At 70.5% G+C, this 12,688-nt stretch carries 11 protein-coding genes and 1 pseudogene; 6 read left to right on the top strand and 6 right to left on the bottom strand.

What is annotated here, in order from left to right:
• Positions 1-40: 40 nt before the first annotated feature.
• Both ACWGJY_RS07645 and ACWGJY_RS07640 read left to right on the top strand, forming a co-directional pair.
• The gene (locus tag ACWGJY_RS07645; RefSeq protein WP_453259863.1) at positions 41-880 is read left to right on the top strand and encodes an SDR family NAD(P)-dependent oxidoreductase; all 840 of its coding nucleotides are present in this window, start codon (positions 41-43) and stop codon (positions 878-880) included.
• 658 nt (positions 881-1,538) lie between these two features.
• The gene (locus ACWGJY_RS07640; protein ID WP_453259862.1) at positions 1,539-2,621 is read left to right on the top strand and encodes a sugar ABC transporter substrate-binding protein; all 1,083 of its coding nucleotides are present in this window, start codon (positions 1,539-1,541) and stop codon (positions 2,619-2,621) included.
• A gap of 9 nt (positions 2,622-2,630) precedes the next feature.
• On the opposite strand, the gene ACWGJY_RS07635 is transcribed toward ACWGJY_RS07640, so the two are convergent.
• The 4 genes from ACWGJY_RS07635 to ACWGJY_RS07620 all read right to left on the bottom strand — a co-directional run bounded on the left by ACWGJY_RS07635 (position 2,631) and on the right by ACWGJY_RS07620 (position 5,230).
• Positions 2,631-3,353 carry an HAD family hydrolase gene (locus ACWGJY_RS07635; protein WP_453259861.1) on the bottom strand — a complete coding sequence of 241 codons (723 nt, stop codon included), beginning with the start codon at positions 3,351-3,353 and terminating at the stop codon, positions 2,631-2,633.
• 25 nt (positions 3,354-3,378) lie between these two features.
• Positions 3,379-3,858 carry an Lrp/AsnC family transcriptional regulator gene (locus ACWGJY_RS07630; RefSeq protein WP_453259860.1) on the bottom strand — a complete coding sequence of 160 codons (480 nt, stop codon included), beginning with the start codon at positions 3,856-3,858 and terminating at the stop codon, positions 3,379-3,381.
• Positions 3,859-3,992: 134 nt separating this feature from the next.
• Positions 3,993-4,967 (bottom strand): dTDP-glucose 4,6-dehydratase, encoded by a 975-nt coding sequence (rfbB, locus tag ACWGJY_RS07625; protein ID WP_453259859.1) that lies wholly within the window; start codon positions 4,965-4,967, stop codon positions 3,993-3,995.
• Positions 4,964-5,230: a hypothetical protein gene (locus ACWGJY_RS07620; protein WP_453259858.1), complete on the bottom strand. Its 267-nt coding sequence runs from the start codon at positions 5,228-5,230 to the stop codon at positions 4,964-4,966. Before ACWGJY_RS07620 ends, rfbB begins: the two co-directional genes overlap by 4 nt.
• A gap of 435 nt (positions 5,231-5,665) precedes the next feature.
• Between ACWGJY_RS07620 and ACWGJY_RS07615 the strand changes: the two are divergent.
• The 4 genes and pseudogenes from ACWGJY_RS07615 to ACWGJY_RS07600 all read left to right on the top strand — a co-directional run.
• Positions 5,666-5,860, top strand: a pseudogene (locus tag ACWGJY_RS07615) (MerR family DNA-binding transcriptional regulator); the annotation flags it as partial.
• A 70-nt stretch (positions 5,861-5,930) separates the two neighbouring features.
• Positions 5,931-7,835 carry an alpha/beta fold hydrolase gene (locus ACWGJY_RS07610; protein WP_453259857.1) on the top strand — a complete coding sequence of 635 codons (1,905 nt, stop codon included), beginning with the start codon at positions 5,931-5,933 and terminating at the stop codon, positions 7,833-7,835.
• A 351-nt stretch (positions 7,836-8,186) separates the two neighbouring features.
• Positions 8,187-9,695 (top strand): FUSC family protein, encoded by a 1,509-nt coding sequence (locus ACWGJY_RS07605; RefSeq protein WP_453259856.1) that lies wholly within the window; start codon positions 8,187-8,189, stop codon positions 9,693-9,695.
• A gap of 235 nt (positions 9,696-9,930) precedes the next feature.
• Positions 9,931-10,971, top strand: coding sequence for a lactonase family protein (locus ACWGJY_RS07600; RefSeq protein ID WP_453259855.1), 1,041 nt, complete (start codon positions 9,931-9,933; stop codon positions 10,969-10,971).
• A 17-nt stretch (positions 10,972-10,988) separates the two neighbouring features.
• Here ACWGJY_RS07600 and ACWGJY_RS07595 read toward each other — a convergent pair whose 3' ends face one another.
• Together ACWGJY_RS07595 and ACWGJY_RS07590 are read right to left on the bottom strand one after the other, a co-directional pair.
• Positions 10,989-11,330: a nuclear transport factor 2 family protein gene (locus ACWGJY_RS07595; protein WP_453259854.1), complete on the bottom strand. Its 342-nt coding sequence runs from the start codon at positions 11,328-11,330 to the stop codon at positions 10,989-10,991.
• 315 nt (positions 11,331-11,645) lie between these two features.
• On the bottom strand, positions 11,646-12,688 hold a 1,043-nt coding region (locus tag ACWGJY_RS07590; protein WP_453259853.1), incomplete at its 5' end, for a glycosyltransferase.

Genomic DNA, 12,688 nt, shown 5'->3' with positions numbered 1-12,688 from the left:
CACCTAATTTGCTCCGGTCTACGGGGCCGAAGGGTTTGCCATGTCTTCCCAGGTTGTTCTGATCACCGGTACGTCCTCCGGCATCGGCCTGGCCGCCGCGGTGGCCGCCGCGCGGGCCGGCTGGCAGGTCGTGGCCACGCTGCGCGACACCGGCCGTGCCGACGCCCTGCGCACGGCGGCGACGGAAGCGGGGGTGGAGCTCGACGTCCGGCGGCTCGATGTCATCGACGAGGCCTCCGTCGCCGCCGCGGTCGACGGAGTGATCGCGGACTACGGCCGGCTCGACGCCGTGGTCAACAATGCGGGCGCCGGGCACGTCGGCACCCTGGAGAACGAGGCCGTCGACGAGGTGCGCAAGGTGATGGAGGTCAACTTCTTCGGCGTGCTTCATGTCTCGAAGGCGGCGCTGCCGCATCTGCGCGCCTCCGGCGGCCGTCTGATCACCGTCACCAGCGTCGGCGGGGTGATCGGTCAGCCCTTCAACGAGGCCTACTGCGCGGCCAAGTCCGCCGTCGAGGGCTACATGGAGAGCCTGGCGCCGGTGGCGGCGCGGCTCGGGGTCATGGTCTCTGTCGTCGAACCCGGCGCCGTGGCGACCGAATTCGTCAACAACATCGGGGCCGACCCGGAGGTCGAGGTCGCCGCCGCGGGCCCGTACGCGGACGCGCTGCAGGCCTACCTGGACCGCACCATGGCGCAGTTCCTCAACAGCGCGCAGACTTCGGCCGAGGCCGCCGAGGCCGTACTGGAAGCGCTCACCGCGGACCGCCCCGCGTTCCGCATCCAGACTTCGGACTGGGCGCGCGGATTCACCGGCATCAAGCTCACCGACCTGGACGGTTCTGCGGTGCTCGGGCTCACGAGCGGCTGGGTGGGCTGATCCGGGGCGGCTGCACCGGTCCTTCCGGCGGTGGCGCGCGAGGCGGTCCACGCGTGACGGAGAGGGGCGTGGCCCGGGTTCTCTCGATGGAGAGAGTCCGGGCCTAAAAAATTAAGCTAAAGAAATTCCCAGGAGTTCCCCATTTCCGCCGCCATATTTGGTTGCGGAGCGGAAAGGTTCGCCACGGCCTCGCCCGGACGCCGTCGGACCGCCCCGATTGGTCTTGACCACTTGTCGAGCCGCTCGGTGGCCACACCGGAAAGCTGTGCCTGCCATCTATTTCTCTCTTCTCGTGGCCCGGTGTGCACGGCAAAACGCTGCACTCGTACCCACGCGGGAGATCACCGCCCGGATATGGGCAGTCAACTCCGCTTGTCATCCGCCTGGTTGACCGGAAAACCGATGCCGGTGAGACCGGTTTCCGCCCGTGCCGCGCGGCCGGTCCGACGGAGAGAGAAACGGAACGTTCCGGAGTGTTCCGGAATGAATTGACCGTTTCGGTGCCGTCCGGAACGCCGCCGAGTGACGGGTGTTCAGAGAGTCAACGCACAGCTCACTTCCATATCGTTCTTGCTTCGATTCTTGACGGTAGGGCCGAAGGTGACGTTCACTTCAGCCGTTCTGGGCCGGTCAGGCGGCCCCTTTGGAGGTACCGGGAATGAATGCAATAATGCGACGCGCCCTCACCGGCGCAATGGCGCTTTCGCTCGCAGCGCCCTTGGCGGCCTGTGGAAGCGATCATCAGGAAGCCGGTGCCGGCAAGGACTCCATCGGGCTGCTCCTCCCGGAGAGCAAAGCGGCCCGGTACGAGCGGTTCGACCACCGCATCATTTCGTCGCGCGTTGCCTCCCTCTGCCTCGAATGCACACTCGACTACCACAATGCCGAGCAGAATACCGATGAGCAGAAGAGACAGTTCGACGCCCTCGTGAACAAGGGCGTCAAGGTCATCATCCTGGACCCGGTCGACGCCGCCGCGGCCAAGAGCTGGGTGGACTCGGCCGCCAAGAAGGGCGTCCAGGTCATTGCGTACGACCGGCTCGCCGAGGGCGATGTCGCGGCGTATGTCTCCTACGACAACCAGAAGATCGGCCGGCTCCAGGGGCAGGGGATTCTCGCCGCCCTCGGTTCCCAGGCGGCCACTTCCGACGTCGTCATGATGAACGGTTCCCCCACCGACCCGAATGCGCCGTCGTACAAGAAGGGCGCCCATGCCGTCCTCGACGGCAAGGTCCATAAGATCGTCTACGAGAAGAACATCCCCGGCTGGTCCGCGGCGGCGGCCAAGAAGGAGATGACCGACTTCATCAACGCCCATGGGGCGGGGGGCTTCGACGCGGTCTATTCGGCCAATGACGGAATGGCGGGCGGTATCGCCGCGGCCCTCAAGTCGGCGGGTATCAAGAATGTGCCGCTCGGCGGCCAGGACGCCGAACTCCCCGCGCTGCAGCGGCTGATAGCCGGGACCCAGTCCTTCACCATTTACAAGGAAGTCAGGCCGGAGGCCGAAACCGCCGCCGAAATCGCCTTCCGCCTGCTGCGCGGCAAGAGCATCAAGTCCCTGACGCCGACCACCGCCGACAGCAGCAGCAAGTCCGGTATCCCCGCCCGGCTGTTCAAGGCGCAGATCGTCACCAGGAAGAATATGAAGGACACCGTCGTCCTCGACGGCGCGGTCCGGACCGACTTGCTCTGCGCCGGCGGTCTCGCCGCCGAATGCAAGTCCCTCGGCCTGGAGTGACCCACCCGGTCAGGGGGAAGTCCGCACGGGCTGCCCGAGCCACTCGTACGCGGCCCGCGCCGTGAATTCCCCCTGACCACCCTTGAACAGCAGCCCGGCGCTCGCGAACGCCGGATCGTCCGCGGTGGCCGCCACATAGGGGACGGCGATGCACCGCATCCCCGCCCGCCGCGCCGCGAGCGCACCGGGCGCCGCATCCTCCAGCACCACACAGTCGGCAGCAGCGACACCCAGCCGGCGCGCCGCCTCCAGGAACACATCCGGCTCGGGCTTGCCGTGCGCCACCTCCTCGGCGGACACGACCGTGGTCAGCAGCGCATCGAGCCCGGTACCGGCGAGCACTGCCTCGATCGCGGCCCGTGACGAGCCGGACGCCACCGCCATCGGATGCCCGGCCGCCGACAGCCGCTCCACGAGTGCGCGCATCTCGGGGAAGACCTCGGTGTGGGCCCGCGCCAGCTCCAGATAGGTGCGGTTCTTGCCGGCGAGCAGCTCCTCCAGCGGTGCGTCGATGCCGAACTCCCGGCTGAGGATCTCCAGCGTCTCGCGGGTGCCGATGCCGATGAAGCGGGTGTGATGCTCCCAGCTGAAATCCGGTACGCCGTAGCCGGCCAGCAGCCGGCGCCCGGCCTCGTAATAGTTGGGCTCGCTGTCGACGAGGGTGCCGTCGAGATCGAAGATCACCGGAGCGGGCGGGGCGGACGTGACCCGGGATGCGGCGGAGGCGCTCATACCCCCAGCATGCCAAGCGGCCGGCTCACCGCGACCCGGCGGCGCCGCCCACTGCCTCGACCAACGGCAGCATCCGGTGCGGCACCCGCTCGCGCAGCGCCACCTCCGTACGGGTGCGGACCACGCCCGGCAGGCTGATCAGCCGCTGGATCACATCCTCCAGATGCGCCGGGTCCCGTGCCACCACCCGGGTCAGCAGATCCCCGCCACCGGTTGTCGAGAACGCCTCGATGATCTGCGGGACCTTCGCCAGCGCGTCGGCCACCTCCTCCAGATGCCCCTGGGTGACCTCGATGTGGACGAAGGCGAGAACGGGGTGGTCGAGTGCGGCGGGCGACAGCCGGGGGCTGTAGGCGGTGATCACACCGTCCCGGTCGAGGCGGTCGAGGCGTGCCTGAACGGTTCCCCGGGCGACACCGAGGAGCCGCGCGTACTCCCGCACGCTGGTGCGCGGCTGCTCCAGCAGCAACCGCAGGATCTTGGCGTCCAGGGCATCCACGGCCATGGTTCACGGCCTCCTCACGGGTTCGGCCTGACGGGTTCGGTGAGTGCATCAGGGGAGGGGAGAGGTGACTGTACCAATGGCTCAGTGAGGGTGGTGATCGGTGGGCCATCCGGGCGCGGCAAGGGCCGTGCCGCTCACTGCGTACCGCCCTTCAACGGCTTCCACCAGGCCGGATTGTCCCGGTACCAGGCCACCGTCTCGCCCAGGCCCCGTGCGAAGAAGACCGCCGGGGCATACCCCAGCTCGCGGCGGATCTTGCCGTCGTCCAGCGCATAGCGCAGATCGTGGCCCTTGCGGTCGGGCACCCGGCGCACCAGGTGCGGATCCGCATGGCACAGCTCCAGCAGCAGTTCGGTCATCTGCCGGTTGGAGCGCTGATTGCCCTGGCCGATGTGGTAGACCTCACCGGCCTTGCCGCGGGTCAGCACGAGCTGGATGGCGCGGCAGTGATCGTCGACGTGCAGCCACTCCCGCACGTTCCCGCCGTCCCCGTACAGGGGCACCGGCTCCCCCTGCAGCAGGTTCGTGACGAAGAGGGGGATCAGCTTTTCCGGGTGCTGGTAGGGGCCGTAGTTGTTGGAGCACCGGGTGATCGACAGATCGAGGCCGTGGGTGCGCCAGTACGACCGGGCGATGAGATCGGCGGACGCCTTGGACGCGGCGTAGGGGGAGTTGGGCAGCAGCGGGTGGTCCTCGGTCCAGGCGCCCTCGGCGATCGATCCGTACACCTCGTCCGTGGAGATGTGCACGACCCGCGGTATGCGGGTGGCGACACAGGCGTCGAGGAGCGTCTGGGTGCCGCCGACATTGGTGCGGACAAATGCCCCGGCGTCGGTCAGGGAACGGTCGACATGGGACTCCGCGGCGAAATGGACCACCGCGTCGTGACCCGGGAGCAGACCGAGGAGCAGGCTCCGGTCGCAGACGTCCCCCTCGACGAACCTCAGCCGCGGGTGGCTCGCCGGGAGGTTCGTCCGGTTGCCCGCATAGGTGAGCTTGTCCAGGACGGTGACCGCGGCCTTCTCATGGCCCGGGTATCCGCCGGCGAGGAGCGTACGGACGTAGTGGGAGCCGATGAAGCCGGCACCGCCGGTCACCAGGAGTTTCATGTGCCGGCCTCGGCCGGGACCAGGGGATGCATGCGTCGTCCTTCTACGGGTGCCGGTCCGGTTGCCGCCGGGCGACGGCGGCGGACCGGCCGAGGTGCTGGGGCGGCCAGTTCCGAGATGCTCGGCCGGTGCTTCGGGGTGAGGAGTTCGAGCCGGGCTTGTTCGAGCCTGGTGCGCCGGAGGTACCCGGCGCCGGTGTCCTCGGCCGCCGCGAACGCCCGGTGCAGCGTGCGTACGGAGACGCTGAGTTCACGGGCGAGCATCGAGGGGAGAGGTCCGGCTCGGCGAGCCGACTGTCCGCGGGGCCTTTCGCCGCCTGGGCCTGTTCGTCACCGTCTTCGCCGCCTCGGTTTCGTCGTGGTGCTGGTGTTCTGCCGGTAGGGCGTTGCCGTTCAAGCGTAGTGGTGCCGTTCTTCCTGGCCTGGCCTGGCCTGGCCTGGGCGCGGCCGCGCAGCCGCGCAGCCGCGCAGCCGCGCAGCCGGGCAGGCGTACGGCGCCTGTGACGGGATGCGCACATCCGGTGGGGCGGCCCCGGCTCGGGACCACCTCCGCCAAGCACCTCGGCGGTGGTCTTGAGGAGTGGCCGAAGGAGTTGAAGGCCATGGCCGAGGGCACCTGACACGGCCACCGGAACCGCCGCCATGGGGACGGACGGTGCCGCTTGACCTTGTCGCAGCGACAACGTTTCTACTGGTGCCATGCGAAGCGGAGCGCTCGCCTGCATCGTCGGTATCACCACCCGCGCCGTGCGGCACCACCACCGGACCGGGCTGCTGCCCGAGCCGCCGCGGCCTTCCCATGGCCATCGCGCGTACGCGCTGCGCGATGCCGTCGAGCCGGCCCGCGTCCGCCGTCCGGCTGAGCTCGGCCTGAGCCTGGGCGAAGTGACGGAGAGCCGGGCCCCGCCGCGCATCAACCAACCCCACCAGGCCGGCCGCGCGCGGCTTTGAGGAAGGAAGCACCATGGCACTGCCAGAACTGATCACGATCGAGGAGTTCTTCGGCTCACCCGAGCGCACCGGGGCCTCCATCTCACCGGACGGCACCCGGATCGCCTGGCTCGCACCGTGGAAGAACCGGCTGAACGTGTGGGTGAGCAGCGTCGACAGCGACACCGACGCACGGTGCGTGACCGCTGACGAGACCCGCAGCGTGATCAGTTACCGCTGGACCGACGACCCACGCTGGTTGCTCTACACCCAGGACACCGGCGGCGACGAGAACTGGCACGTCCACCGGGTCGACCTCGACGATCCGGGCGCCCCCGTGGTCGACCTCACGCCCTTTCCCGGAACGAAGGTCCTGGAACTGGACCTGCCCGTCGAACGTCCCGGCAAGGCGATCGTGCAGCTCAATGCCAGGAAGGCCGAAGAGTTCGACCTGGTGGAGATCGACATCGCGACCGGTGAACTCGCCGTGCTGGCCGAGAACCCGGGCCATGTGTACGGCTGGCTGTGGGGCGCCGACGGCGAGCTGCTCGCCCGCACCCTTACCGAGGAGGGCGACTTCGCGCTGTCCCGCTGGAATGCGACGGCGGGCGAGCTGGAGCTGATCGCCACCTTCGACGGCGCCGACTACCCATTGGGTATCAACCCGTTCGAGATGGCCTCGGACGGAGCCGGTGTCTGGATCGGATCGACACGAGGCACCGACCTCACGCGCGTGGTCCGGGTCGACCTGACCACGGGAGCGGAGACCGAGGTCGACAGCCACCCGGCCCTGGACCTCGACGGAACCCGGCGCGCCGTCGCCGGGCTGTCGTCGCCGCTGATCCGCCACCGGCGCACCGGCGCGCTGCTCGGCGTGCGCTACCTCGGGGAACGACAGCAGATCCGCCCGATGGACGCGGACTTCGCCGCGGTACTGCGGAACCTGGAACCGCTCTCCGACGGAGACCTTGGAGAGCTCTCGTCCGACGACAGCGGGCAGCGATGGGTCGCGAACTTCGTCCACGACCGCGATCCCGAGGTCACCTACTACTACGACCACGCCACCGGCGAGAGCCGGCTCCTGTTCCGCCCCTACCCGCACCTCGACCCGGACACGATGGCCCCCATGAGGCCGGTGACGATCACCGCGCGGGACGGGCTGGCCCTGCCGTCGTACCTGACGCTGCCAGTGGGGATCGAGCCGTCCACACTTCCGATGGTGCTGTTGGTCCATGGTGGCCCGTGGTTCCGGGACAGCTGGGGATTCGACCCCGAGGTGCAGCTGCTGGCCAACCGTGGCTACGCCGTGCTTCAGGTCAACTTCCGCGGCTCCATCGGCTACGGCAAGTCCCACACGCAAGCCGCGATCGGGGAGTTCGCCGGCGCGATGCACGACGACCTGATCGACGCCGTCGACTGGGCGGTCGCCCAGGGCTACGCCGACCCGGGCCGGATCGGTATCTTCGGCGGTTCCTACGGCGGCTACGCCGCACTCGTCGGCGTCTCGTTCACCCCGGACCGCTTCGCCGCCGCCATCGACTACGTCGGCATCTCGAACCTGGCGAACGTCATGCGCTCGCTGCCCCCGTTCGCCCAACCCGGGCTGGTCGCCAACTGGTACCGCTATGTGGGTAACCCCGCCGATCCCGAGCAGGAGGCCGACATGCTGGCCCGTTCACCGATCAGCCGGGTGGAGGACATCCGCACACCGTTGATGGTGGTGCAAGGCGCCAACGACCCCCGCGTCGTGAAGGCCGAGTCCGACAACATCGTCGCCGCGCTGAGGGCGCGCGGGGTCGATGTCGAGTACATGGTCAAGAACGATGAAGGACACGGGTTCCTGAACCCGGAGAACCGGATTGACATGTATCGAGCGGCCGACCGATTCCTGCACCGATACCTGGGCGGACGACACGAGCTCCTCGAACCGGCCGGGTAGGACACGGTCTCGGCCACCCGGTCACAGAGCGGGCACGCCGCTCTGTGACCGGGTGTGCCTCATATGCCCGCCGCGCTGGACGACCCGGCCGTGGACCTGCCCGCTCGCCGGCGGAGATGTTGTCCCCGTCCCCGAGGCCTTGCCCCTCGCCACCGGAGACCTTGCCCCGCCCCCACTCCCGCCCATTGGCCTCCTTCTGGCGCGGCAGAGGCCCGCCGTGCTGTACCAATGGCACAGCGATGGCGTCCTCTGTTGAGCAAGCTGCCGAAGTGATGCTCTGATGGTCCCGTCGATGGCGCTGCGGATCCCGCGGCGCCTTTTTCATGCGGGAACGTCGAAAGGGCGGAAGCTGTGCTGAAGAGGATGTTCGTGGCTCCGGATCCGGGGTGGCTGCGGCTGCGCAGCGCCGCCCGGTCCGTCCTCGGCATCGGCCTGGCGGTCACCGTGTGCGGTGTCGCCGGGCACTCGCTCGTCGCGGCCGTCACCGGCGGGCTCGCCGCGCTGCTCGCCCTCTTCACGGTCACCGATGCAACGGTCCGCAAACAGATGGTCACCACGGCCCTGCTCCCGGCGGCCGGCTGCCCGGTGCTCGCCGCCGCGGCAGTGCTCCACGACCACCCGGTGGGGCGGGGCCTGGCCTTCGCCGCCGTGGTGGGCGCCGGGGTCTACGCCCGCCGCTGGGGCCCGCGGGGCCACGCCCTGGGTGTGTTCGCGTTCATGACCTTCTTCGCGGCGCAGTTCCTGCACACGGTGCCGGACCAGCTGCCCCAGCTGTATGCCGCGGTCGCCCTCGCCCTGCTCGCCTCCTCGACCGTCCGCTTCGGAGTGTGGTGCTACGAGCGCAGGCTGCCCCCGGTCGTCGTGCCCGCCCCGCCGGGCGGCAGAGGGCTTGCCCGCACGACCACCCGCCAGGCGGTCCAGGCCACCGCCGGCAGCGCGTTCGCCCTCATCGCGGGCCAGTTGCTCTCCGAACAGCGCTGGTACTGGGCCGTGGGCGCCACCTGGTGGATCTTTGTGAACACCGCGTCGCGCGGCGAGACGCTGGTCCGCGGCTTCCGCCGGGCCCTCGGCACGGTGATCGGCATTGCCGTCGGTCTGCTCGTCGCCGTCCCGCTGCACGGAGCCGTCGTCCCCACGGTGGCGCTGGTCGCCGTCAGCGTTTTCGGGATCTTCTACACGGCAGCCGTCTCGTACACCTGGATGATGCTCGCCGTGACCTTGATGGCCACGCTGCTCTACGGGCTCCTGGGCGTGCTGAACCCCGGCCTCCTCACGCTGCGTCTCGCGGAGACTGGTGTGGGCGCGCTCGGCGCGGCACTGGCCGTGCTCTTGGTACTGCCCGTCACGACCCACGCCACCACCGACGCCTGGATCCAGCGCGCCCTGCGCTGTGTGCACCACTGCACCGCCGAGGCCGCCGCCCGCCTCGCGGGCTCCGCGACCGCCGACCCCGCCCCGCACGTCGCCGAACTGGGGCCGCTGCTGAGCCGGGTGCGACTGTCGCTCTCCCCGCTCGTGCATCCGCTGAGCCCGCTGCGGGCCCGTAAGGCGCGGGCGCGCCAGGTGCTGGCGCTGCTCGACGACTGCGCCCGTGAGGTCCGCGGGCTGGCCTCCATCGCCGCCGACCCGGAAGCCTCCCACGACACCCGGCTCACCGCCGCCTGCCAACGGGTGGAGGCCGCCGTCGAGGCGCTCACCACACCACACGGCGCACGCGACGCGGCAGCCGCCACCGTCGCCGTCCCGCACCCGCCCGCGGCGGAACCCGCGCTGGTCCATCTTCACGGCCTGGAACGGGCGTTGGCCGAACTCTCCGCGCCCCTGCGCAGCTCCCCGCGCTCCCCACTGGCCGACGCCTGACCCACGGCGCATCCGGACGCAGCCACCCTGTGCCGCGCCCGGATACGCCTGGTGGCGCCCACCCGAGAACCCTGGGCCCCGAACCCCGGACCCCGGCACCCGGGCGCACGGGCGCACCGGCCCGCCCCCGCCCCCGCGAGCGGTATCCGGCCAACGCCCCCGACGCCCCGCCCCTGGCTGTTAGCGTCGCCGGGGCACCTCTACGGGTACGGGCAGGCGGACGAAGGGCGGACCAGTGGGGACGAGCGGCCACGGCCGACGCGCGTATATCGGATCGTTCACCGTGGCCGGCGGTCCCGGTATCACCACCGCGGCCGTTCACCCGGACACCGGCGCACTCACCCCGCTGCACTCCACCGACGCCCTCCCCAACCCTTCCTACCTGGCCCCGAGCCCCGACGGCCGGTACCTCTACGCGGTCAGCGAGACCCCGGACGGCGCCGCGGCCGCTTTCGCCCTCACCCCCCGGGGCCCCGAACTCCTGGCACCGGCCGTCCCCGTCGACGGCGCCGACCCCACCCACCTCACCCTGGCCGGCGGCCACCTCGTCACCGCCAACTACAGCTCCGGCAGCGTCAGTACGCTCCCCGTACGGGCCGACGGCACGCTCGCCGGCCCCGCCACCGTGCTCGCCCACCGGGGCAGCGGCCCGCGGACCGACCGCCAGGAGGGCCCGCACGCCCATGCGGTGCTGCCCGACCCCAGCGGCCGCTGGCTGCTCAGCGTCGACCTGGGCACCGACTCGGTCCGCAGCTGCGCCCTGGCCGCCGACGGGGCGCTGACGGTGGGTGCCGAGACCCGGCTGCGGCCCGGCAGCGGGCCGCGCCATCTCGCCTTCCACCCGCACGGCGACCGCGCCTATGTCATCAATGAACTCGATCCGACGGTCACGGTCTGCCGATGGGACGCCGCGCACGGTGCGCTGACGCCCCTGGGGGAGACCCGCCTCCTCCCGGACGGGGCCGTTACGGCCGGCACCTTCCCCTCCGGACTGGTCGTCTCACCTGACGGCCGGTTCGCCTGGGCCGCCAACCGGGGCCACGACAGCCTTTCCGTCCTCACCCTCGACGGCGACACCGTGACCCTCGTCACCATCGTCCCCTGCGGCGGCCACTGGCCCCGCGACCTGGCGCTGCACCCCGACGGCCGGCACCTCTACGCCGCGAATGAGCGCTCCGGCGACGTCAGCTGGTTCACCGTGGACCCGGCGACCGGCATCCCGGCCCGGGGCGGCTCCGTCGCGGCGCCGGCCGCCTCTTGCGTGGTCTTCGTCTGAGCCGTCCAACGGCCCCCTCACCCCTGCGGATAGCGTCCGCCGAAATACACCTGCGTCTCGGTGAGCCGGCCGTCCCGCACCGTCATCACCTCGACATTGCGATGCCGCTCGCCCGTCTTCAGCTCGTACTCGTACCGGACATAGACCTGTTCGCCGTCGATGGCCACGGCGTCCAGAATCTCCTGCGTACGCAGCCGGTCCGCGGTGGGGAAGCAGATCTCCAGGAACGCGGCCTTGCCGATGTGGTCGTCCTGCGGGCTGGTGAAGACGAAATTGTCGGCGAGCAGCCGCTCCATGGCCGTGCGGTCCTGTTCGAGATAGGCCCCGAAGGCGGCGCGTACGAGGTCGACGTTCGACATGAACTTCCTTCCGTGGGCGGCCCGCCCGCGCCACGCCGGGCGAGCGGCCGGCGAGTGGCTTCTGCCGGCCGGCGGTGACGGGGCGAGAGGTCCCTGCAGTGCCGTGGAACCCGCTTGCGGCGGTGGTGGCGGGCACTGCGCCGACGAGGGGAATTTCAGCGAGGTTTGTCGGTTTCCAGGCAGCGGCCAGAAAGAAACCCGATGACGGTAAGTCCCCCTTTATACGCTCCGTCGCGAGCCTGTGTCGCAGGTACACGACGGGGGAGGTACCCCGATGTCGGCCGGCACGCCGCTGGTCGATCGGACCACTGCCGTTCAGACGGATACGGGCGGCCTTTGCCGGCTGACTGCGTCGAGCAGCAGTTTCGCGGCCACCGTCGCCCCGTCGGTGCCGATCGTGCCGGCCACGGCCCTCGCCCGTGCTCGGGTCTCGGGGGTCAGGGCCGTGGTGAGCGCGGCGGACAGGGAGTCGAAGGTCGGCGTCGGGTCGTCGTGAGCCGCGCCGATACCCAGCTGGGCCACCCGGGCGGCCCAGTACGGCTGGTCCGCGATCCGGGGGATCACCACCTGAGGCGCGCCGGCCCGGGTGGCCGTCGTCGTGGTGCCCGCGCCGCCGTGGTGCACGACGACGGCCACCCGGCGGAACAGCTCCTGCTGGTTGACCTCGCCGACGACGAAGCAGTCGTCGGCGTCGTCGATCGGGGCCAGGTCCGCCCAGCCGCGGGCGAGGAGAACGCGGCGGCCCTGCGCACGGCTCGCTTCAACGGCCACCCGGGCGATGTCCTTCGGGGCATGTGCGGCCATGCTGCCGAAGCCCACGTACACCGGTGGTGCGCCCGCGTCCAAGAACGCCTCCAGCCGCTCCGGGAGCGGACGGTCGTCGGGCAGGATCCACGTCCCGGTCTGCACGATGTCGAGGTCCGTCATGCCCTGCGACGGACACAGCGTCGGGTCCGCCGCCAGCCACGGCCGGCCGGTCAAGACGTGGTCGCGGACGTTGTCCACCGGCGGCAGGCCGATCGCCGCCCGGTGGCTGTTGAGCGCCTCGCCGTACAACGCGTTCACCCTCTGGGCATCCTGCTCCCACAGCACCCGGTTGTCGGTCTCGTCCTGCGGGGACTGCTTGCCCGGCCGCGCCCCCGGAGGGAAGTGCCGCGACGGCAGTCCGAAGATGTGGAAGCACGCGAGCACGTAGTGGATGCCCAGTTTCTCGGCCACGTCCCGTGCGCCGGCCGGCATCAGACCGGTTGCCAGCAGCGCGTCACATCCCCCGGCCGCCGCGGTGAGCGTGTCGAACCGCGCGGCGACCAGCTCGGGGGCGAGCCGGAACGCGTCTTCCGCCGTCGGTGGCTTCGGGC

The organism is Streptomyces sp. NPDC054765, from assembly GCF_053612065.1.
Note: the sequence above shows the minus strand (reverse complement) of the source record. Positions and strands in the feature narration are given on the sequence as shown.

What these genes read in the sequence shown, in the direction of transcription:
- ACWGJY_RS07640 (WP_453259862.1), top strand. Translation starts at nt 1,539, where the DNA reads ATGAATGCAATAATGCGACGCGCCCTCACCGGCGCAATGGCGCTTTCG.
- ACWGJY_RS07630 (WP_453259860.1), bottom strand. Translation starts at nt 3,858, where the DNA reads ATGGCCGTGGATGCCCTGGACGCCAAGATCCTGCGGTTGCTGCTGGAG.
- ACWGJY_RS07635 (WP_453259861.1), bottom strand. Translation starts at nt 3,353, where the DNA reads ATGAGCGCCTCCGCCGCATCCCGGGTCACGTCCGCCCCGCCCGCTCCG.
- ACWGJY_RS07645 (WP_453259863.1), top strand. Translation starts at nt 41, where the DNA reads ATGTCTTCCCAGGTTGTTCTGATCACCGGTACGTCCTCCGGCATCGGC.
- ACWGJY_RS07595 (WP_453259854.1), bottom strand. Translation starts at nt 11,330, where the DNA reads ATGTCGAACGTCGACCTCGTACGCGCCGCCTTCGGGGCCTATCTCGAA.
- rfbB (WP_453259859.1), bottom strand. Translation starts at nt 4,967, where the DNA reads ATGAAACTCCTGGTGACCGGCGGTGCCGGCTTCATCGGCTCCCACTAC.
- ACWGJY_RS07620 (WP_453259858.1), bottom strand. Translation starts at nt 5,230, where the DNA reads ATGCTCGCCCGTGAACTCAGCGTCTCCGTACGCACGCTGCACCGGGCG.
- ACWGJY_RS07610 (WP_453259857.1), top strand. Translation starts at nt 5,931, where the DNA reads ATGGCACTGCCAGAACTGATCACGATCGAGGAGTTCTTCGGCTCACCC.